This is a genomic window from Rasiella sp. SM2506 (assembly GCF_050859505.1).
Taxonomy (GTDB): domain Bacteria; phylum Bacteroidota; class Bacteroidia; order Flavobacteriales; family Flavobacteriaceae; genus Marinirhabdus.
This window is the reverse complement of the sequence record NZ_CP193934.1, coordinates 579,920-601,382: the sequence shown is the minus strand read 5'-3', so window position 1 is coordinate 601,382 and position 21,463 is coordinate 579,920. Positions and strand designations below refer to the sequence as shown.

Sequence of the window (21,463 nt, the reverse complement as noted above, 5' to 3'; positions counted from 1 at the left end):
ACCATTATGAGAAAAACTACCCAGGTGTCCTATTATGTTTCAGCATTTTTCTTCCTCTTTTTTCTAGCGGAAGGCTTGGCGCAGGATTTTATCACCACGTGGGAAACCACATCGCCTTCTGAAACTATCACCATTCCAACAGCCCCAGGAGAAACCTATTTGTACGACGTAGATTGGGATAACAACGGAACATTCGACGATTTGGGCATCACGGCAGATGCAATGCATACCTACCCAGTAGCAGGTGTACATACCGTTGCAGTTAGAGGAACTTTTCCAAGAATATTTTTCAATAATGCAGGCGATAAAGATAAAATTATAAGTGTTGAAGCCTGGGGAACCAACGCCTGGACCTCTATGGCAAATGCTTTTGATGGATGTAGTAATTTAAACATCACTGCAACCGATGTTCCAGACCTCTCGTTGGTTACTAACATGATTTCGATGTTTAAAAACGCCACAAGTTTTAATGCACTCATTGGGGGGTGGAATATTACTAATGTTCAGAATATGGAGCAATTTTTTAACGGGGTAACGCTTTCTGAAGAAAATTACGAACATATTCTAATGGGCTGGTCTGCACAAACCGTACAAAACGAAGTAACCTTCGATGCAGGAAATACCAGCACCTATTGCTTTGGTGTGGAAGGAAAAGAAATCCTCGCTACTACTTTTATGTGGAACATTATTGATGGCGGTCTGGATTGTAGTGACGAATTTATTACGCTATGGAAAACCGATAATCCTGGAACTTCAGCAAACGATGCCATCAACATTCCAACTACAGGAGCTGGCTATGATTATAGTGTGGATTGGGGGGATAATGCTATGGATAGCAATCTCATGGGAGATGGTGCGCATACCTATCCAATGGCAGGTACTTATAAAGTAAAAATTAGAGGAGATTTCCCGAGAATATTTTTTAATGGGGGCGGTGATAAAGATAAAATTACGTCGGTAGTGCAATGGGGCTCTAATGCCTGGACGTCCATGGAAAATGCTTTTGATGGATGCTCAAATATTGCCATTTCAGCTATAGACGAGCCTAACCTCACTGGAGTAACAGCGCTGTCATTTATGTTTCAGGATGCTGTAAACCTTTCTATAAATAACAATATTGGTAGTTGGGATGTGAGTACTATTACAGCTATGGACGGCATGTTCGCTAATGTAACGTTACCCACCTCTATTTACGATGCCTTGCTCGTTGGTTGGGAGGCGCAAACGCTTCAGACAAACGTATCTTTCGATGCTGGAAACAGCGAATATTGTGCAGGAGCAACGGCAAAAACAGACATTGAAACCAACGATACATGGAGTATAACCGATGGTGGTGAAGTATGTGTAACAGATTTTGTGACCATCTGGCAAACTAACAATCCTGGAACTTCTATGTCTAATCAAATTACTATTCCTACTACTGATACGGGATACGATTATACCGTAGATTGGGGTGATGGAAATACAGATATGAACGTGATGGGAGACATAACCCACACCTACGCAACGGAGGGAAGGTATATTGTGACAATTTCGGGAGATTTTCCTAGAATATATTTTAATGATGGTGGCGATAAGGAAAAAATACTGGCTGTAGATAATTGGGGAACTAACCCATGGACTTCTATGGAAGCTGCATTTTTTGGTTGTAAAAATCTTAGAGTGAATGCTTTTGATGCACCAGATCTTACTGGTGTACTATCGTTAGCGCAATTATTTAAAGGAGCTATTTCGTTTAACGACCCTATTAATTCCTGGGATGTTTCAACCATAGAAACCCTTGCTGAAACGTTTAACGAAGCAACCAGTTTTAACCAAGACTTAAGCAGTTGGGTAACCACTTCAGTAACTAGTATGGAAGCTACGTTTTCTCAAAGCGCCTTTAATCAGCCTATTGGTGGTTGGGATGTTTCAAGTGTCACTACCATGGAAAGTATGTTTGCTGAAACGCCTTTTAATCAGCCACTAGATCTTTGGCTTACATTATTAGTAACAAACATGGACTCTATGTTTGCGAGTGCCGTGAATTTTGATCAGGATATTAGCCTGTGGGATGTCACTGGCGTTACCAACATGCAAGGGATGTTCTTAAATGCAAGAAGTTTTAATCAAAATATTAGTCCGTGGGTTGTATTAACGGTGACCACTATGGAAGGAATGTTTTCCAGTGCCGAATCATTCAACCAACCCATTGGTGTTTGGTTAGTAGATAGTGTAACCAATATGAGCGGAATGTTTACCAATGCTTTTAGTTTTAACCAAGACATTGGTGCTTGGAACGTGGCGATGGTAACCGATATGTCCAATATGTTTAACGGTGCTGAAGTTTTTAATCAAGATCTAAACCTTTGGGATGTAGGACAGGTAACCAACATGAGTTTTATGTTTGCTGGTGCCGAAGCTTTTAATGAAGATATTTCGGGATGGGTTCCAAGTAGCGTTATGACAATGGATAATATGTTTAACGACGCAGGAGTCTTTAATCAGGATATTAGTGGTTGGGATGTGACAATGGTAACCACCATGGAAGAAATGTTCACAGCTGCCGAAGCCTTTGATCAGGATCTTGGATCCTGGGATATCACTAGTGTGAGCACTATGGATAATATGTTTACGGGTGTTACGCTTTCTATTCCTAATTATGATGCTTTGCTCATTGGGTGGAATGCCCAAATAGTGCAAAATGGAGTGCTTTTTAACGGTGGAAACAGCAAATACTGCGCTGGTGAAACAGCCCGTGGAGAACTTATTGCCAATTCTAGTTGGATGCTAATTGATGGCGGTGCAGAAGATATTCCTCCTGTTCCTGACACGGCAACGCTACCGGCTATTACTTCTGAATGTGCCGTAACATCCCTTACACTTCCAACAGCTACAGATGTTTGCGCTGGCGTGATTTCAGCAACAACACCTTCAGCTACGTTTCCCATTACCAACCAGGGAGCCAATACCGTAGTTTGGACGTACGACGATGGGAATGGTAATACGGTGGTACAAACGCAAACTGTTACTATTACCGATACAACAGCCCCTTCCATCACAACAATTGCCAATATCACTATGAATTCAGACTTGGGGATGTGTGGTGCCAATGTAAACTTTACACCTCCAGTTGCTACTGATAATTGTGCTTTTACGTTAGTTTCAACGCACGCGCCTAACTCCTTTTTTCCAATAGGTGAAACCATCGTAATATATACGGCTACGGATACTGCTGGAAATTTTGCGCAAAGTTCGTTTTCAATAACTGTTTCAGATAATGAACTGCCAACCTTCACAGCATGCCCAGCATCTTTTACCGTAGAAGCAGAACCAGGTTCTTGTGGAGCCGTGGTGAGCACTGCAGAAGGGTATGTTCCTCCTACGGCATTAGACAACTGCAATGTTAACGTTGTTTCAACTCATAATCCAGGACAATTTTTCCCAGTTGGGGTGACTACAGTTACCTATACGGCATCAGACAGTTCGGGTAATTTAGGTATGTGTAGCTTCAATATCACGGTAGTAGACAATGTAAGTCCAGTGTTTACAGGATGTCCTGCTAATATTACTGTGAATAATGATACGGGTGTATGTACAGCAGCTGTTGTGTATAATGCACCAACGGCAAGTGATAATTGTTCAGCTTCAATTACCTCCACACATACTTCAGGAGATACGTTTCCGTCTGGTGTAACCACCGTTAGTTATACAGCAATGGATCCAGCGGGAAACACTGTTACCTGTAGTTTTACAGTAACTGTACTGGATATTGAAACCCCGGTCATTTCAAGTTGCCCTATAGATATTACACAAAATACAGATGCTGGAACGTGTTCAGCTACAGTATCATGGACGCCACCCTTACAAACCGATAATTGCAATGCAACGCTCATAACTACTCACAATCCTGGTGAAGTATTTGCAGCAGGGGTGACCACGGTTATATACACCGCAACGGACGCTGCAGGAAATGCAGATACGTGTAGTTTTACAGTAACCATAACCGAAAACGAAGCCCCAGTTATTTCTAATTGTCCGGCAAATATTTCGGTTCCAAACCAAGCTGGAGATTGTGGTACCCTAGTGTCTTTTACACCTCCCTCGCAAACCGATAATTGTGGTGCGAATTTAACGAGTACCCACCTTCCAGGAGATTATTTTCCTGTTGGAACTACAACGGTCCATTACACGGCTACAGATACCTCCGGAAATACAGCAACCTGTAGCTTCGTAGTTACTGTTTTAGATACTGAAGATCCAACCTTTATTTCCTGCCCGGCAGATATTGTAGTAGCGAATGACCTAGGAAGTTGTGATGCATTGGTGTCCTGGGCACCACCTGTGAGTTCAGACAATTGTAGTGTTGTGGTAACAGCTTCGCATACTCCTGGAGATGAGTTTCAATTAGGGGACACCTTGGTAACGTATACAGCAATGGATCCTTCTGGGAATTCAGTTGTATGTAGCTTTACAATAACGGTAACAGATGCTGAAATGCCCGTAATTACAGATTGTCCCTCAAACCTAGTTATGGGCAATGACTTTGGAGATTGCGATGCCAATGTAAGTTGGACACCTCCAGTAGCATCAGATAATTGTGTGAACTTAACATTTACAACATCTCATAACAGTGGGGACATGTTCTCTGTTGGTGTTACAACGGTTACGTACACCGCGACAGATGTCGTGGGAAATATAAGTACGTGTAGTTTTACGGTAACCGTAGAAGACACCGAAATACCCGATATAAATTGCCCAACAGACTCAAGTGTTTTTGTGCCATTGGAAGAAGCGTATGAAGTGCCGGATTATGTAGCCGAAGGTCTTATTGTAATTGCAGATAATTGCACCACAACTCTTGCCAATATTATACAAACACCAGCACCAGGAACTATGCTTACTGCAGGTTCTTATCCTATTTCAGTAATAGTAAACGATAATGCTTTAAATGAAGCTACGTGTACATTTATACTTTCAGTAGAAGCAATTTTAGAAACTCCGGAATTTGAATTAGACAAAGCTTCTGTTATTTTGTTTCCAAGCCCGGCGATATCCATAGTGAATATTGAGACACCTTTAGGAGTTCAAGTGGAGAAAATTACCATTTACGATATAAGTGGAAGAATTATTAAAGCTGAAAATTTCAGTGCGAGTAAAATTGCTATAGACATTTCAGAACTAGCGAGTGCGACGTATTTAGTAACCGTTCAAACCAATTTCGGGACACTTACAAAACAACTAATTAAAGAGTAATTAGATACCCAATATTTTCAGTTTAATAGGACGCATGAAAGATGAAAATCTGAAGGCGTTTTTTTATCCGAATAAGTGCTGCACCACATCATTTACTTTTGCTAGTTTAATAATGGAGATGCCATACGAAGCCTTCGGAAGTTTGCAGTATTTGGAGATGATGATACTTTCAAAGCCCAGTTTTTCGGCTTCTAGAATACGCTGATCTACTCGGGGAACAGGACGTACTTCACCTGCCAAACCAATTTCAGCTGCAAAACACATACGTTTGTCTATGGCAATATCTATGTTTGAAGAAAGAACCGCAGCAACCACGGCCAGGTCTATGGCGGGATCGTCTACCGTAATTCCACCGGTAACATTTAAAAATACATCTTTAGCGCCTAATTTAAAACCGGCTCTCTTTTCCAAAACCGCCAAAATCATATTAAGGCGTTTGGCATTATATCCCGTAGCACTTCGCTGAGGTGTTCCATACACAGCTGTGGAAACGAGCGCTTGAATTTCAATCATTAACGGGCGCATTCCTTCCAGCGTTGACGCAATGGCAGTGCCGCTTAACTCTTCCTCGTTTTTAGAGATTAAAATTTCCGAAGGATTGCTTACTTCTCTAAGTCCGCTGCCTTGCATTTCGTAAATTCCCAGCTCGTTGGTACTTCCAAAACGGTTTTTATTGGCGCGTAAAATTCTATAAATATGGTTTCGGTCGCCTTCAAATTGAAGGACGGTATCTACCATATGCTCCAAAATCTTTGGGCCTGCAATATTTCCATCTTTGGTAATATGACCAATTAAAATAACGGGCGTAGCCGTTTCTTTTGCAAATTTTATAAGCTCTGTAGTACATTCCCGTATTTGAGAAATACTACCAGCGCTACTTTCAATATGGTCGGTGTGCAGGGTTTGTATAGAATCTATTACTACAATGTCGGGTTGCATTTCGGCAATATTTCGGAAGATATTTTGTGTTTTGGTTTCCGTGAGAATATAACAGCTGTTTGCTTCGGGATAGACACGTGCGGCGCGCATTTTAATTTGTTGTGCACTCTCTTCGCCGGAAACATAGAGCGTTTTATACGGCAATTGTAACGCAACTTGCAGCATTAGCGTACTTTTTCCAATGCCCGGTTCGCCGCCTAAAAGTGTAAGGCTTCCCGGGACTAATCCTCCACCTAAAACACGATTAAGTTCTTCATTTTTAGTGTCTAACCGTGCTTCTTTTTCTGAAGAAATTTCAGAAACTAAAATAGGTTTGGCACTTCGGCTACGCTCAGTGACCGAGCTCTGGTGTCCGAGCGGATTCGAGGATACATCCCAGGAAATCTTCTCTGCTTTCTGGATTATTTCTTCGGCAATTGTATTCCATTCTTTACACGAGGTGCATTGTCCTTGCCATTTTGCGAATTGAGCGCCGCAGTTTTGGCAGAAAAAAGTAGTTTTTGTTTTGGCCATAGTTTCTAGAGTCAAAAATACACTTAATTAATAAAAAAGGCCAAATACTAGGGGAATAGAAAATTTCAGAAGAAAACTGAAAAAAGTGCTTTATAGCCCATAAATTTTATGAGCTATAGCACTTTAAAATTTAAAAAGCAGAAGAAAATGTTGTGCAATTACCTACCGCGTATAATACTGTAGAGTATTGCTATAACAGCAAGAACTAATAAAATATGAATTAGGTTACTCGTGCCAAGACCTTCAACAATGTTAAAGAAGCCAAGAAGCCAAACTATTATACATACCACTGCAATAAGCCAAAGAATACTTCTCATAAGATTTTATTTATTTAGATAATTATAAAGATAGTAATTTTTTAATATCCAAAATCAGTTTTAATTTTATCGGCCTTTTCCAGCATTAAATCAATGGTAATAAAGTCTACTTCTTCCTTGTCAAAAGCGCCCTGAAAAGTTCGCATTGCTTTTTTAGTATCTCCCATACCCTCTAGAGCAAGTCCCATATAATAGTCGCCCAAAACGGTGTTTGGATATTGTTTTTGAGCCAGGGACGCAATGGTACGAAGGGACTCCCATTGTTCCTTCTTTTCGGCTGCGGTTGCGGTGGCTATATAATCGTTTACCCGAATGGGGTTGGTAAGTCCAAATAGATTTTCGATTACTTGGTATTTTTCTAGAAGGTATTCGCTTATAGGGGTGTCCATTTTAAGTAGTTTGTCTGTAAATTCCTGCTTGCTAATAGGGCGATAGACAGCAAACATTTTTTCTAGTGCAGACGGGATAGCTCGGGCCACAAGCGAATAGTGCGTAGCGCCTTCAAAATTATCAAAGTGATAATCGAAAGTATCACTTGTTAAAGGTTTAAGGGCTGAGTCTAGTTCTATAGTAAGTTCTCTTAGGTCTGGAATATCATCGGTCCCAGTGGCTAGATAATAAAATATTTTGCTCGGGATATCCGGGATACGTTCCGGAATACGTTCTAGCATCATGGGCGCCAAATCTGGGCTCAAATTGATATAGCCATTAAAAAGTGGCGGACTTTTAAAAAGATAATAATTAATAAAATTGGCAGTAAAATCGTGTCCTACCGCAATGGTAAATTGCGCCGTTCTATACGTAGTGTCTATATAAGGCAAGAGCTCAAGGCCTATAAATTCGAAGAAATCTGCGCCTTTATCTTCGGGCATAAAGTTAGTGTCGTCATACGCACCATCATCATACCTGGAATCACCTTGCATAATGCCTACCACAATACTTTCTGGCATGTCTTCCCAGTAGCTAAAATAATCTACATTTCCTGCTACCGGTTCAAACAAATAATTGGCGTCTAACACTACAATTATAGGATATATTTTATCTGTATTTTTTTCATAATCCCTAGGAAGTTGAATCTTTAGTTTACGAGTTTCGCCCAGTTTTGAAGACGCAATTTCTTCATATTTAATTTTAGACTGCGCAACGGTTGAAAGTGTAATAAAAAAACAAGCTGAAAGGAGTAAAAGACGTTTCATTTTTCTGAAATTTTAAGAAACCGAAAGATACTAAAATTTTAAAGAGATCGATACAGCGTAAAGATGAACGTGTTAATTTCAGAAAATACCATACTTCACATAAAAGGGGTATTACTTCACATTAAAATGGAAAAGCAATTTGTAAAAAGTATTTTTCCGGAACTAGAAGTGCGCTCTATATTTTTTTGGTGTCTAATCGTACTACAGTTGGTTGCACTCAAGATGTTGCGCGTTTTTACTTATATTAGTCGTTGCTTTTTTGAAGTATAGTTACAGCGCCATCCATTTCATTTATGGGTACAAAATAATCTACTTAATTACTTGACCATGAAATTCTCAACGTTCCGCATTGCTTCAAAACTTGGTTTATGTATGTTTGTTTTAAGTGCTTCATGTGTGTATGCACAGGGAAGTTTTCAAAAAAAAGCAGAAGTTGCTTCACAAGAAAACCTTAAGGAACAACTAAAAAAACAACAGGATAGTGCAGATTTCCTTCTATTTGAAGGAAAATACAACGAAGTAATCACAAGGAGTATTGAAAATATTGCGTTGGCTGAAAAGATTGGAGATTCCGGAGCGGCGTATTATTCTAGATATATGATAGCTGCAACTCATTTGTATTTAGAAGAATACGATGCGACCTTACGATATATAGCTCCCTATAAAGAATATGCCGAAAAAAATAAAGATACCCTAAGAATGGGTCGTGCCTATAATCTTATAGGTGCTGTATATGTTTATAAAAAGGAATATGCAAAAAGTATCCCGTTGTTTAAAGAATCATTAGTGTTTTTTAAAGCATTGCGAGATACGTTGCAAATTACTATTTCATATCACAACATGACGGAATCCTATATTAATGAAGATGATTTTGAGAATGCGCAAAAATATTTTGACAGCACAACGGTAAGCTTGAATAGTATGAAAGAGTTTAAAGGGCTTACAACAGAATACAATCTGCTGGCTGGCAGACTTAAAATGCAAAATAAAGAGTATGCAGATGCCGTCCGGAACTTTGAAACGTCTATAGATTATGGTGAAAGCAGTGGTTATATAGATAGTTATGTGGTAGAAGCATACAAAAGAAAAAGTGAAGCGCTATTTGCCTTAAAAAAACCTACAGAAGCATACAATGCATTTGTGAGTTACGATAGTATAAACAAGGTGTTGTTTGAAAAAGATAAAATAAAAATTATAGAGAATGCTACGGCAAAGTTCGATACCGAGCAATATAAAGCTGCCGCGACAAAGGCAGACCTTGAAAACAAATTGAATGAAGAAAGACTTAGTAACCAACAAATTATTATGTGGTTGCTAGTTTTGTTTGGGATTGTGATAGTAGTGCTATTATTTATAGCATGGAGAATGAAAAAACAATACCAGTAAAGTAAAGCAGCAGTATCTCACAAAAGGCAGTACTTCCCAAGATAATTATATGTTGTTTTAGAGGGTGCCTCCAATAGCTAATTAATCGTATTTGAAAAATATATCCTACATAGTATGTTTTCTTCTTTGCACAGTCTGCATGGCTCAAATGAAGCAGCTAGAAGCCATTACATCTCGACTGGAGTATCCTGTGAAGACTAAGGCGGGTTTTGATCGTTTGGTAATGATGGATACATTAATAGTTAAAAAAACGAAAGAGGCTGAGTTAAAAAAACAATATTCCTATCTTCTTAAGTATGAAGAGAGTGCTTTGCAGTGGGCCCAAAAGGAAGGAAGCTTAGAAGATGTGCTCCAAGCCAAACTTATGTTAGCGCGCTTTCATGAAAAACTAGCCAATACTATTAAAGCTATTAAACTAGGAGAGGAGTTGCTAAATTATGAGAAGGAGTTGCGCCCCAATCAAATGGCAGACGTGGTATTTTTGGTTGCCAATGCCTACGCAAAAATGGAAGCATATAATGAGGTGCTTGCTTTAGAACCGCTTGCCAAGAAGTATTATACAGTAGAAAATGGATATGCAAAACGAGGGTATACTTCTGCGGAGCGAATAGGGATGACCTATTATAGTTTGCGACAATACCAGAAAGCAGCAACCAATTTCAGGAAACAGGCAGATGCTTATAGGCTATCTGGAAATCAACTTATGGTGTCGAGCATGTATCATAATGTAGGCTTGTCTTATTTCAAATTAAAGGAGTTTGAAAAGGCAAGAAAATATTACGATACGGCATTAGTTGAGCTTAAAAAACCTAATGGCTTTGGCTATGTTTCTACTCAGACCGAGGGGTATAACAACTATTTCCAAAAAATAATTGAGGGGAATATTGGCCAGTTGTATTTTGAAATAGGAGACTACGAAGTTGCACTTCCCTATTTTTTGGAAGAAATGAAAGCGGCAACAACAAGTAAAAATATTAGAGAATCCAGAATTATCACAAAATCATATTACAATCTTGCCAAATTATATTTCTATAAAGGCGAAGTAGACCAGGCAAAATACTACCTATACCTGGCCTTTGATACCATAGATCAATTTGACGATACCGAATCTATAATTTTATTATACGAATTACGAGGAAAGATTTTTTTACGTCAAAACAAAGCAATTGAAGCTAATAAGGCTTTCGATAGAGCCAAGGATATTTCAGACTCTTTGGAAAAGCAACGTTTGCAACGCCAAAACCTGATAGCGTTGAGTAAGTATGATGTTGATGTAATAGAGAGCGAACTGGAAACAAGCCAGCGAGAGGGACGCTTAACTGAAAAAGTAGCTAACAATCAGTTAATTGCACTTGTTATTTTTGGAATTTCGCTGATTCTAATTTCATTTTTCTTACTGAAAACGAACCGTGATAAAAAAACAATAGCCACCCAAAAAACCAATCTAGAATCTTCTTTAAAAGAAAAAGAAATACTTTTAAAAGAAGTGCATCACCGTGTAAAAAATAATTTACAAGTAATCTCCGGCTTGTTGCAATTACAAACTAAAAAAGCAGATACGCCAGCAATGCACAAGGTTTTGGAAGATTCGCAACGACAAATTCATAGCATGGCTTTGGTTCATCAAATGCTACACCAACAAGATAAGTATTCATGTATTCCAATGAAAAATTATTTAGAGAAATTGGTAGGCCAACTTCTATACAGTTTGCCTGGAAAAAATGTTAAAACCCAAGTAAATGTAGCCCCCATAAACTTAGGGATAGACGCCGCCATACCCCTAGGGCTGTTGCTAAGCGAATTAATGACCAATACCTCAAAATATGCCTTTGGGCCCAAGGGAGGACATATAAAAGTAGCATTGCAAGCAGCAGACCAGACAAACTTGCAAGCCAATGAATATATTTTTACGTACGCAGATGATGGCGTTGGGCTAGCCAAAGATTATGAAAAAAAATTTTCCGAAACTATGGGGTTTAGGCTTATCTTAATGTTAACCGAAGAAATGGGTGGTACCATAGATATTAATGGGGATAATGGCGTATGCGTAACAGTGAAATTTAAAGACACATAAGTATGAAGAACAAAGTGTATGTGGTAGAAGATCAGGCGATTTCAAGATTTGCTTTAATAGAAATTCTAGAGCAGAACGGCTATAATGTTATAGGTAGTGCAGCAAGTGCAGACAAAGCTTGGAACGACATTAAAAATTTGGAGATAGACGCAGCATTGTTAGATGTTAATCTGGCAGGAGAATTGGACGGTGTGTGGTTGGCTCAAAAAATTAGAGAACACAAAGATATGCCTATCATATTTTTAAGTGCCTATGGAGATAATAATACCTTGGAGCGAGTGGCTTCTACCAATCCAAATGGTTATTTAATGAAGCCTTATAATGCTCCTACACTTTTAACTAATTTGGCTATTGCCATTAACTCTTTTACACGCATTAGAGTTTCTGAAAATAGAGACAGAAAACCACATTATATTTTCTTAAAAACCAAAGGAAAACAGACCCGAGTAAATGTATACGACATACGTTTTGTAAAATCTGAAGGCAATTATCTTGAAATTGAAATGACTTCAGAAAGACTTCTTATCCGGGATAAATTGATAGATTTTATAGAAAGTTTGCCTGCTGAAATTTTTGTCCAAACGCACAGAAGATTTGTAGTAAATCGCGAAAAAATAAACGCCTATAATACCGATACGTTATTGGTAGGAAAAGTTACAATCCCAATTTCAAAAACGTATAGGGCTACAGTAAAAGATTTGTTTTGAATTAATTGCACGCTTATTTGATATAAAAAATAGCTCGAAATGGTGTTTTTTCACAGAATACCTACCATACTTCACAAAATTTTGGATTCTTAAAGCGTAAGTGCCAATTTTATATTCAGCTTAAAAATAAGTAATGAATATTTTAAATTCTTTTCAGAAGCGATTGTTATATGCAGGATTAATTCTTGCAGGTTTTTTTATACTAACCTTACTGGTTCAGTTATTTTATGTGGTAAGCTTCTTTTTGTTATAAAAAGGAAGTGCCAAAAATGAAATCCCGCCAGAAATAATAATATAGGCCATGTTGCTGGTCCATACAATCCAGCCAAAAGCAGTCCCAACAGTTTCTGCAATCCCAAATACTAATAAGATTCCCATGACCGCTGCAGGATACGTTCCAAAACCACTGTTGGTAAAACCAAAGGTAAAACTTCCCACAACGAAGGCGGTAACTAGAATGCCTAAGCTAATGCCAGCCGTTTGCTGAAGCGCTTGCGTAGCTACATAAAAAGAAGCGAAATAAAGCCCCCAAATAACCAAACTCCAAAATATAAAAGCTCCTTTTTTCTTCATTTTAAGAATGCTGAAAACACCTTCTTTTAATCCGCGTATTAAAGTGCCTATTTTTAAACTGAGTTTGCTTTTTGAATACCTTAGAAACGCTAGAAATGAAAGGAACATCACGGCGCCAATTCCCATAAATAATACTAGTTTTTTTATAGGAACTACGTCAATCAAATAATCGTACAACACATCAAACTGAAGGAATAGCGCGAATCCGATAAAAAGCGCCAGTAAAATTAAGTCTACAATCCGTTCAGAAATGATGGTTCCAAAACCTTTGTCGAACGGCACATCTTCATATTTGGTTAGTACAACGGCTCTGGAAACCTCACCGCTTTTCGGAATGAAAATATTCATAAGATACGCGACCGATACTGCCATAAAATTGTTGGCAAGCTTTGGAAAATATCCCAGCGGTTGTAATAAAAAGTTCCAGCGATAGGCACGTATTACGTGACTTACAACACTTAGCAATACCGAGAGCGTAACATACCAATAATTGGCATTTTCAAAATGGAGACGTAATTCTGTTAACTGTTCTGGGGTAAATTGTTTAAAAACATACCAAATTAAGAATATACCCAAGGCCAGTGGCAGGGCAATACTTAAGAACTTGTAAAACGACTTTTTCACCTAGGTAAGGAGGTTATTTTCTTCGTTTGGGAAGACCAAAGCTGGCTTAAAACTCTTGGCAGCTTCAAAATCCATAATAGCGTAGGTAATTAATATTAAAATATCCCCGGGGGCTACTCTTCTGGCGGCTGCACCGTTTAAGGTAATTTCACCACTGCCACGAGGGCCGGGAATAGCATACGTTTCTAGACGTTCGCCGTTATTGTTATTTACAATTTGCACCTTTTCGCCTTCCATAATATTGGCGGCGTCCAAAAGGTCTTCGTCTATGGTAATACTGCCAATATAATTAAGATCGGCTCCGGTTACCTTTACTCTATGAATCTTAGATTTTACTACGTGAATTTGCATGGGGCAAAGATACAATTTGATTTTAGATATTAGATTTACGATGGTAGATTTCAGAAAAAACAAGCTTTTATATATTTCTTCTGAAATCACTGCTACTGCCACTGAATACTGCCTACTAATTAAGCGCCAAATTATCAATAAGCCTGACTTCCCCGGCAAAGGCAGCTATAAAAGCGCGATATTTTTTACCTTCTTTCTTTTTTTTCGCTGTTTTTAGATTTTTTATGTTGGCAATTTCAAAGTATTCTAGGTCTAAGTGTTTATTTTCGGCAAATGTGTTTTCTGCGAATTGGGTAAGTTCTTCTATAGTTTTTTCTTGAAACTGCTGTTGGGTAATTTTTAAAATTTCAGATATAAAAACCGCATTTTCACGCTGTTCTACCGTAAGTCTTTTGTTGCGAGAGCTCATGGCCAGGCCGTCTGTTTCGCGCAAAATAGGGCAGCCCACGATGGTTACGGGTAAATTTTCCAGAACAACCAGCTTTTTTACAATCTGCAATTGCTGAAAATCTTTTTCACCAAAATAAGCCCTGTCGGGTTCAATAATTCTGAAAAGATGGTTGAGTACGGTGCCCACTCCGTCAAAATGCCCTTTGCGATGTTTGCCTTCCATTTCGTTAGCTAGTTTGCCAAAATCGTATTTTTTAGATTTTATAGCGGTTCCATACACTTCGGCTGGCGTTGGGGCAAAAATTATAATGTCCTGACTTGTTTGTGATAAGAGCTTACTGTCTTCTTCCAGCGTTCTAGGATACTTACTTAAATCTCCTTCATTGTCAAACTGCGTAGGGTTTACAAAGATGCTTACCACAACTACCGTGTTTTCTTTTAGAGCCCTCTCAACCAAAGAGATATGCCCTTCGTGCAATGCGCCCATAGTGGGTATAAAACCTATGGATGTTTCAATAGGTGTAACATGCAGTATTTCTTGTAGTCTTTTGGTTGTATGGTATATTTTCATTTATATATAATATTTGATAACTAAGGAGATGCCCGTTTGCCAATCTGACAAGGAGCGAAAAAGGGATGCATCCAGATGATTTTTAAATTTGTATCGGACATCATAATTTTACGTTAAACACCTGCAAAATTAACTTATTGGCTTCAAACTGCATAAATTTTCGTAATTTTGCATGTTTTAACGGCAGCACCAGTACCTTAATATTTTACAAATGCCCGTTGCGGTTATTTAATACGTTGAAGATGTTGCTATTGGGCATTCATCATCTTGCAATTTAAAATATTTTATATAGATGAAAGATAAAAGAATCTTGTATGTGTCTTCAGAAGTAGTTCCTTACCTGCCAGAGACCGAGATTTCTTCCATGTCGTTTGAGGCACCTAGAATGGTAAATAGTAAAGGCGGACAAATCCGTATTTTTATGCCACGCTACGGAAATATAAACGAACGTCGTCACCAATTACACGAAGTGATACGTTTGTCTGGAATGAACCTTGTGATAAACGATATGGATATGCCGCTAATTATTAAAGTAGCTTCTATTCCTAAAGAGCGCATGCAGGTCTATTTTATAGACAATGAAGAATATTTTAAGCGAAAAGCAACCTACGCAGATGAAGATGGGAACTTGTTTCCAGACAATGATGAGCGTGCTATCTTTTTTGCGAAAGGGGTTATAGAAACCGTTAAAAAGTTAAACTGGTCTCCAGATATTATTCACGTACACGGTTGGCTGGCTTCTTTTTTGCCATTATACCTGCGTAATTACTATAGTAACGAACCATTATTCGAAAACAGTAAAATTGTTACCTCGGTATACAATCAAGGCTTCGATGGTGCGTTAGATGAAAAGGTAACCGATAAAATGGCGTTCGATGGTATTGCTGAAGAGAACATAGCAGACTTAAAAACTCCCGATTATGTGAATGTTATGAAAGTAGCACTTAATAATAGTGATGCTGTCATTATTAATTCCGAAGAAATACCGCAAGCACTAAAAGACCATCTTGCAACTATGGATAAACCAGTGTTACCATACCAAACTACCGAAACCATCGAAGAAGCTTACTTAGATTTTTACCAAAACAAAGTACTGGGATAAGTCCAGCGTTTTTTAAAGAGCATTATGAAGATAAAGAATATGTTGCCAAAACTAGTGGCAATCTTACTAGTAATCGTGGTTTTTGCTTCCTGTGAAGAAGATTTTAATACCATTGGGTCCGATATTGTAGACCAAAATTTTACAACAGAACTTTTTGATGAAAGTACTGTAATTGCCTATAGTCGAAAGTTGCTTCCGGTTCAAACCAACGCACTTTCTGCATACCAACTAGGGGTTTATAATGATCCTGTGTATGGGCAATCCCGTGTTAATCTGTTAAGCCAGCTTACGCTACAAACCGCCGATCCGGATTTTGGAGAATGTGTCCAATTAGATAGTGTCGTGTTATATTTACCATTCTTTAGTGAATCTACGCTAGCAGATGAGGTGACTACATATGCGTTGGATTCGGTCTTTGGAAATGAGCCTATCAATATTTCTATTTATGAATCTAATTTCTTTTTAAGAGATTTAGATCCAGATTCAGGGTTTGAAGATCCTCAGAAATATTATTCAAATCAAGGGCAAACCTTCGATATGTTTCAGGGAGACCTCATTACTACTATAGAGAACTTTACGCCTTCAAATAAAGCAATTGTGCTAAACGATAGTGTTACGCTACCTCCTGGATTACGTGCTAATCTTTCGTTAGATATCTTTCAAGAAAAGATTTTTGACATGGCAGGCTCTAATGAACTTATAAATAATAATAATTTCCGCGAATTTTTCAGAGGATTGTACTTCAAAGTAGAAAGTGCCAATGGAACTGGTGGAAGTCTTTTCTTATTCGACCTTTTAAACGGAAACAATGACCTAATAGACGAAGCGAGAATAGATCTTTTTTATAAATCTAAAATTCTTTTAGAAGACGATACTTGTGAAAACAACAGCGTAGATTTTACCGATAATAATTTTCGTTTGCGATTTAATGCTATTAGTGTAAACACCTTCGAGAACGATTTAAACCCAAATGTAGCAAGTGCTTTGGCAAACCCAAACATTTTTGAGGGTGAGGAAACGCTTTATATTCGTGGTGGAGACCCTATAATTACAGTAGTCGAACTATTTGGTAAAGATTTGGATGCTAACGGTGTGCCAGACCAGCTAGAATTTCTTCGCGATCAAAAATGGCTTATTAATGAAGCAAATCTTATTTTTTATGTAGATCAGGATAAGATTACGGGAGGTGCAGCAGAGCCAGACAGAGTAGTAATATACGATATTGCTAATGACTCGTTTTTGGCAGATTTGTCATTAGACCCTACCTCAAGTGAAGAAGATTTTGAAGCTTTAGTAGACCATTTTGGTCCGTTAGTACGTGGTAGTGATGAGAATGGACAATTTTATAAAATTAGGATTACAAATCATGTCAGCAACCTTATAAATAAAGACTCTACCAACGTGCCTTTAGGGTTGGTTGTCTCTCAAAATGTAACGCAATTAGATTTTCAGGATTTAGAAAACTCGCAAGCACCAGGAATAGACAACGTGCCAGCGGCAACCATACTTTCGCCACGAGGGACTATTTTATTTGGTAATAAAACTACAAATCAAGAGAAGCGATTAAAACTTCAGATTTTCTATACAGAACCTAACTAATTTATTTTTTTATGTGCGGCATTGTAGGCTATATTGGTAAAAGAGAGGCATATCCTATTATAATAAACGGTTTAAGACGTTTAGAATATAGAGGGTATGACAGTGCAGGAATTGCATTGTATGATGGCACTCAAATACAACTTTGCAAAACAAAGGGTAAGGTTGCCGATCTCGAAAAACGCGTAGCAAAAAAGATTGATACCAAAGGAAGTCTTGGAATAGGACACACACGTTGGGCTACCCACGGAGTTCCTAACGATGTAAACTCACATCCACATTACAGCAATAGTGGTGATTTGGTAATTATCCATAATGGGATTATCGAAAATTACGCCTCTATAAAAAAAGAGCTCATTAATCGGGGGTATCACTTTAATAGCGATACAGATACTGAAGTATTAGTAAATTTAATTGAAGAAGTTAAGAAAAAAGAAAAGGTAAAGCTTGGGAAAGCTGTGCAAATAGCTTTAAACCAGGTAGTAGGTGCGTATGCTATTGCTTTGTTTGATAGAAATAAGCCAGACGAAATTGTAGTTGCAAAATTAGGAAGCCCACTAGCTATTGGTATAGGGGAGGATGAGTTTTTTGTAGCGAGTGATGCCACACCATTTATTGAATTTACCAACAATGCTATTTATCTCGAAGATGAAGAGATGGCAATTATTCGTCGTGGACGTGAGGTAAAAGTGCGTAAGATTAAAGGCGATTATGAAGTAGCGCCTATGATACAGGAACTTCAGTTAAATATAGAGCAGATTGAAAAAGGTGGCTACGACCACTTTATGCTTAAGGAAATATACGAGCAACCTTCTGTAATTAAAGATACCTATCGCGGGCGTCTCTTAGCAGACCAAGGAATTGTAAAATTAGGAGGGCTGGAAGATTATATCCAAAAGTTCACCAATGCCGATAGAATTATAATTGTAGCCTGCGGAACTTCGTGGCACGCAGGATTAGTAGCCGAATATATTTTTGAAGACCTTGCCCGCATCCCGGTTGAGGTAGAATATGCTTCAGAATTTAGATACCGAAATCCAATTATTACCGAAAAAGATGTAGTTATTGCTATTTCTCAAAGTGGGGAAACTGCAGATACATTGGCTGCTATAAAATTGGCAAAAGAAAAAGGAGCCTTTGTATACGGAGTTTGTAATGTAGTAGGGTCTACCATTTCTAGAGAAACCCATAGTGGTACCTATACCCACGCAGGTCCAGAGATTGGGGTAGCATCTACCAAAGCTTTTACTACACAAATCACCGTACTTACCATGATGGCCCTACGCTTGGCCAAAGCAAAAGGCACTGTGTCACAACGTGATTACATGGAGTATTTGCAAGAGCTGCATACTATTCCCGGAAAAGTAGCAGAAGCCTTAAAAAGTGATGAAAAAATAAAAGAAATAGCAGCAAAATTTAAAGATGCTTCCAATTTCTTATATCTAGGAAGAGGTTACAACTTCCCGGTAGCACTGGAAGGAGCTTTAAAGCTTAAAGAGATTTCATATATTCATGCCGAGGGCTACCCAGCTGCCGAAATGAAACACGGTCCTATCGCCTTAATCGATGAACAAATGCCCGTAGTTGTGATTGCTGTAAATAGCAACCATTACGAAAAAGTGGTGAGTAATATCGAAGAAATAAAAGCCCGAAAAGGAAAAATAATCGCTGTAGTCACCGAAGGGGATACACAAGTAAAAGAGCTGGCAGATTATATTATGGAGGTTCCAAAAACCCCGGAGAGTTTGAGTCCTTTAGTTACTACCGTTCCATTACAATTACTATCCTATCACATTGCAGTAATGCTAGAAAGAAACGTGGATCAGCCACGTAACCTAGCAAAATCTGTCACTGTAGAATAAGTAACACTACTAACTATCACCTTCTGCTCGTGCCTAAATAATACGTTCGGGTTGATTTCAGAAAACAATTTTTTTAATTATTTTAGCCCGAAAGACAGTTCGTATGTCATATTCAGGCAGGGTACCATGTACCCTTGAAGTCGCCTAGTAGTTTCAATGAAAAAAGAGATTGGCTTTTTTCTTCTGTTTTTCCTGAATTTTTTCTACTTTCTGTATAATTTTTTGAACACCTACCCTGGCTCCAAAGAATAAATCCTATTTTTAGTCCGTGAAAGTAATCAACCTAATTTCAGGCCCTAGAAACCTCTCCACAGCGCTTATGTACAGTTTTGCGCAACGTGAAAACACCGCTGTTTTAGATGAGCCTTTTTATGCCCATTATCTTTTAAACGGAAATGCCGCTGTTACCCATCCTTCAGAAAAAAAAATTTGTGCTACAATGGAACGGGATGAAGTGAAAATTGTTGAGAACATCCATAAAATTTCAGAAGACAAATATGTTTTTATAAAAGGAATGGCGCATCATTATTTAAGTGATACGCCAGATTTTATTCTGAAATGGAATAACATTATTCTAATACGTCATCCTGAAAACTTGCTGGCTTCGTTTTCAAAAGTGATCGAAACCCCTACCATAAAAGACATAGGGATTAAAAAAGCTTCGGAACTATTTACGTATCTGGATGCTAAAGGAAAAACACCACTGGTAATAGATAGCGACGAATTATTAAAAGACCCTCCAGCATATTTAAAAAAAATATGTGAATTGTTAGAAATTTCTTTTACTGAAAAAATGCTTCGCTGGAAAAAAGGAGGTATACTTGAAGATGGTATTTGGGCGAAACACTGGTATAAAAATGTGCACAACTCCGAAGGTTTCGCTATTCAAAAAAGTAGTGGCCAGCAAATGCCAAAAAGATTACAACCAGTACTTGATGAAGCGCAGCACTATTATGCTATATTAAAGAATCATATTTTAAAAAACAACTAAATGCTACAGAAACGAAATCCTAAGAACGAAAACATCCAGGTGTATGTGAAAGATGGTTTGTATCCTAGAAACGAAGCCAAGGTTTCGGTTTTTGATAGTTCGGTGCAAGGCGGCGATGCAGTTTGGGAAGGATTGCGGGTCTATCCTGAAGGTATTGTATGTTTAGAAAAACATTTAACGCGTTTACACGAAAGTGCTAAAACACTCGCGTTTGTAGCTATTCCCAGTAAGGCTGAAATTAAAAAAGCGATTAAAATGACATTGGATGCCAATGGGATGAACAATGAAACTCATATTAGGCTTACGCTTACCAGGGGAGAAAAAATAACCAGTGGGATGGACCCAAGACTTAACCAGGATGGGAGTTGTTTAATAGTACTAGCAGAGTGGAAGCCGTTGGTGTACGATAATAGCAGTGGGATAAAAGTACTAAGTACAAGTCAGCGTCGCAATTCGCCACAGTTTTTAGATAGTAAAATTCATCACAATAATTTATTGAATAATATTATTGCAAAAATACAGGCAAATGTAGCAGGAAAAGACGCGGGTCTCATGCTAGACGATCGCGGCTTTGTAGCCGAACTTAATGGAAGTAACCTCTTTATGGTTAAAGATGGAAAAGTGTTTACACCTTATGCCCACGCCTGCTTACCGGGCATTACCAGGGCTACAGTTATAGAACTCTGCCAAAAAAACAACCTAGAAATTCTAGAGCAAGACATTACACTCTCACAACTATACAATGCAGACGGTGTTTTTGCTACAGGAACGATGGGCGAGTTAACTCCAGTTGTTGAAATTGATGGACGAGAGATTGAAAAAGAAGATCTATTAATGGGGAAGTTGCTGGAACTATTCAAAAAAAATATAAGAAACTATTGCGAGCCTCTGTAAATACCCTTCTAATGATTCTCGTGAGCATCTTAACAAGCCTTCCGAACCCCTATTTAAAGAAGGTGTAAAATTTTTAGTAAAAATCCGTTGTAATATTAACCAAGAAAAAACTATCTTTGCACCGTTGAAAAAAGGGGTGTTT

At 38.3% G+C, this 21,463-nt stretch carries 15 protein-coding genes; 9 read left to right on the top strand and 6 right to left on the bottom strand.

Going from position 1 to position 21,463, the window contains the following annotated elements; genetic code table 11:
* The first annotated feature begins 6 nt into the window (after positions 1–6).
* A complete protein-coding gene (locus ACQ2HF_RS02910; RefSeq protein ID WP_432412021.1) occupies positions 7–5,235 on the top strand; it encodes a BspA family leucine-rich repeat surface protein in 5,229 nt (1,742 codons plus the stop codon).
* Between the two features lie 63 nt (positions 5,236–5,298).
* Here ACQ2HF_RS02910 and radA read toward each other — a convergent pair whose 3' ends face one another.
* The 3 genes from radA to ACQ2HF_RS02895 form a co-directional block, all read right to left on the bottom strand.
* Positions 5,299–6,687 carry a DNA repair protein RadA gene (radA, locus tag ACQ2HF_RS02905; protein WP_432412020.1) on the bottom strand — a complete coding sequence of 463 codons (1,389 nt, stop codon included), beginning with the start codon at positions 6,685–6,687 and terminating at the stop codon, positions 5,299–5,301.
* Positions 6,688–6,845: 158 nt separating this feature from the next.
* Positions 6,846–7,004, bottom strand: a complete 159-nt coding sequence (locus ACQ2HF_RS02900; protein WP_432412019.1) for a lmo0937 family membrane protein — start codon at positions 7,002–7,004, stop codon at positions 6,846–6,848.
* 41 nt (positions 7,005–7,045) lie between these two features.
* Positions 7,046–8,200 (bottom strand): alpha/beta hydrolase, encoded by a 1,155-nt coding sequence (locus ACQ2HF_RS02895; RefSeq protein WP_432412018.1) that lies wholly within the window; start codon positions 8,198–8,200, stop codon positions 7,046–7,048.
* Between the two features lie 327 nt (positions 8,201–8,527).
* On the opposite strand from ACQ2HF_RS02895, the gene ACQ2HF_RS02890 reads away from it, so the two are divergent.
* The 3 genes from ACQ2HF_RS02890 (at position 8,528) to ACQ2HF_RS02880 (ending at position 12,367) form a co-directional block, all read left to right on the top strand.
* On the top strand, positions 8,528–9,586 hold the full coding sequence (locus tag ACQ2HF_RS02890; protein ID WP_432412017.1) for a hypothetical protein: 1,059 nt from the start codon (positions 8,528–8,530) through the stop codon (positions 9,584–9,586).
* 148 nt (positions 9,587–9,734) lie between these two features.
* On the top strand, positions 9,735–11,660 hold the full coding sequence (locus ACQ2HF_RS02885; protein ID WP_432412016.1) for a tetratricopeptide repeat-containing sensor histidine kinase: 1,926 nt from the start codon (positions 9,735–9,737) through the stop codon (positions 11,658–11,660).
* Positions 11,661–11,662: 2 nt separating this feature from the next.
* Positions 11,663–12,367, top strand: a complete 705-nt coding sequence (locus tag ACQ2HF_RS02880) for a LytR/AlgR family response regulator transcription factor (RefSeq protein ID WP_432412015.1) — start codon at positions 11,663–11,665, stop codon at positions 12,365–12,367.
* 225 nt (positions 12,368–12,592) lie between these two features.
* Here the strand turns inward: ACQ2HF_RS02880 and ACQ2HF_RS02875 are convergent, their stop codons facing one another.
* The 3 genes from ACQ2HF_RS02875 to panC all read right to left on the bottom strand — a co-directional run bounded on the left by ACQ2HF_RS02875 (position 12,593) and on the right by panC (position 14,876).
* Positions 12,593–13,564, bottom strand: a complete 972-nt coding sequence (locus ACQ2HF_RS02875; protein WP_432412014.1) for a lysylphosphatidylglycerol synthase transmembrane domain-containing protein — start codon at positions 13,562–13,564, stop codon at positions 12,593–12,595.
* The gene (gene panD, locus ACQ2HF_RS02870) at positions 13,565–13,915 is read right to left on the bottom strand and encodes an aspartate 1-decarboxylase (RefSeq protein ID WP_432412013.1); all 351 of its coding nucleotides are present in this window, start codon (positions 13,913–13,915) and stop codon (positions 13,565–13,567) included.
* Between the two features lie 115 nt (positions 13,916–14,030).
* Positions 14,031–14,876 carry a pantoate--beta-alanine ligase gene (gene panC, locus ACQ2HF_RS02865; RefSeq protein ID WP_432412012.1) on the bottom strand — a complete coding sequence of 282 codons (846 nt, stop codon included), beginning with the start codon at positions 14,874–14,876 and terminating at the stop codon, positions 14,031–14,033.
* A 292-nt stretch (positions 14,877–15,168) separates the two neighbouring features.
* Between panC and ACQ2HF_RS02860 the strand changes: the two genes are divergently transcribed.
* The 5 genes from ACQ2HF_RS02860 (at position 15,169) to ACQ2HF_RS02840 (ending at position 21,321) form a co-directional block, all read left to right on the top strand.
* Complete coding sequence (locus ACQ2HF_RS02860; RefSeq protein WP_432412011.1) at positions 15,169–15,978, top strand: glycogen/starch synthase; 810 nt, start codon at positions 15,169–15,171, stop codon at positions 15,976–15,978.
* A 24-nt stretch (positions 15,979–16,002) separates the two neighbouring features.
* The gene (locus ACQ2HF_RS02855) at positions 16,003–17,577 is read left to right on the top strand and encodes a DUF4270 domain-containing protein (protein WP_432412010.1); all 1,575 of its coding nucleotides are present in this window, start codon (positions 16,003–16,005) and stop codon (positions 17,575–17,577) included.
* Positions 17,578–17,588: 11 nt separating this feature from the next.
* On the top strand, positions 17,589–19,436 hold the full coding sequence (gene glmS / locus ACQ2HF_RS02850; protein ID WP_432412009.1) for a glutamine--fructose-6-phosphate transaminase (isomerizing): 1,848 nt from the start codon (positions 17,589–17,591) through the stop codon (positions 19,434–19,436).
* Positions 19,437–19,704: 268 nt separating this feature from the next.
* Complete coding sequence (locus tag ACQ2HF_RS02845) at positions 19,705–20,427, top strand: sulfotransferase family protein (protein ID WP_432412008.1); 723 nt, start codon at positions 19,705–19,707, stop codon at positions 20,425–20,427.
* A complete protein-coding gene (locus tag ACQ2HF_RS02840) occupies positions 20,428–21,321 on the top strand; it encodes an aminotransferase class IV (protein ID WP_432412007.1) in 894 nt (297 codons plus the stop codon).
* Positions 21,322–21,463 lie beyond the last annotated feature (142 nt).

Coding starts and splice junctions, on each gene's coding strand:
- panD (WP_432412013.1), bottom strand. CDS start 13,915: ATGCAAATTCACGTAGTAAAATCTAAGATTCATAGAGTAAAGGTAACC.
- ACQ2HF_RS02880 (WP_432412015.1), top strand. CDS start 11,663: ATGAAGAACAAAGTGTATGTGGTAGAAGATCAGGCGATTTCAAGATTT.
- ACQ2HF_RS02895 (WP_432412018.1), bottom strand. CDS start 8,200: ATGAAACGTCTTTTACTCCTTTCAGCTTGTTTTTTTATTACACTTTCA.
- ACQ2HF_RS02900 (WP_432412019.1), bottom strand. CDS start 7,004: ATGAGAAGTATTCTTTGGCTTATTGCAGTGGTATGTATAATAGTTTGG.
- ACQ2HF_RS02890 (WP_432412017.1), top strand. CDS start 8,528: ATGAAATTCTCAACGTTCCGCATTGCTTCAAAACTTGGTTTATGTATG.
- ACQ2HF_RS02840 (WP_432412007.1), top strand. CDS start 20,428: ATGCTACAGAAACGAAATCCTAAGAACGAAAACATCCAGGTGTATGTG.
- ACQ2HF_RS02860 (WP_432412011.1), top strand. CDS start 15,169: ATGAAAGATAAAAGAATCTTGTATGTGTCTTCAGAAGTAGTTCCTTAC.
- ACQ2HF_RS02885 (WP_432412016.1), top strand. CDS start 9,735: ATGAAGCAGCTAGAAGCCATTACATCTCGACTGGAGTATCCTGTGAAG.
- panC (WP_432412012.1), bottom strand. CDS start 14,876: ATGAAAATATACCATACAACCAAAAGACTACAAGAAATACTGCATGTT.
- ACQ2HF_RS02855 (WP_432412010.1), top strand. CDS start 16,003: ATGAAGATAAAGAATATGTTGCCAAAACTAGTGGCAATCTTACTAGTA.
- radA (WP_432412020.1), bottom strand. CDS start 6,687: ATGGCCAAAACAAAAACTACTTTTTTCTGCCAAAACTGCGGCGCTCAA.
- ACQ2HF_RS02910 (WP_432412021.1), top strand. CDS start 7: ATGAGAAAAACTACCCAGGTGTCCTATTATGTTTCAGCATTTTTCTTC.
- glmS (WP_432412009.1), top strand. CDS start 17,589: ATGTGCGGCATTGTAGGCTATATTGGTAAAAGAGAGGCATATCCTATT.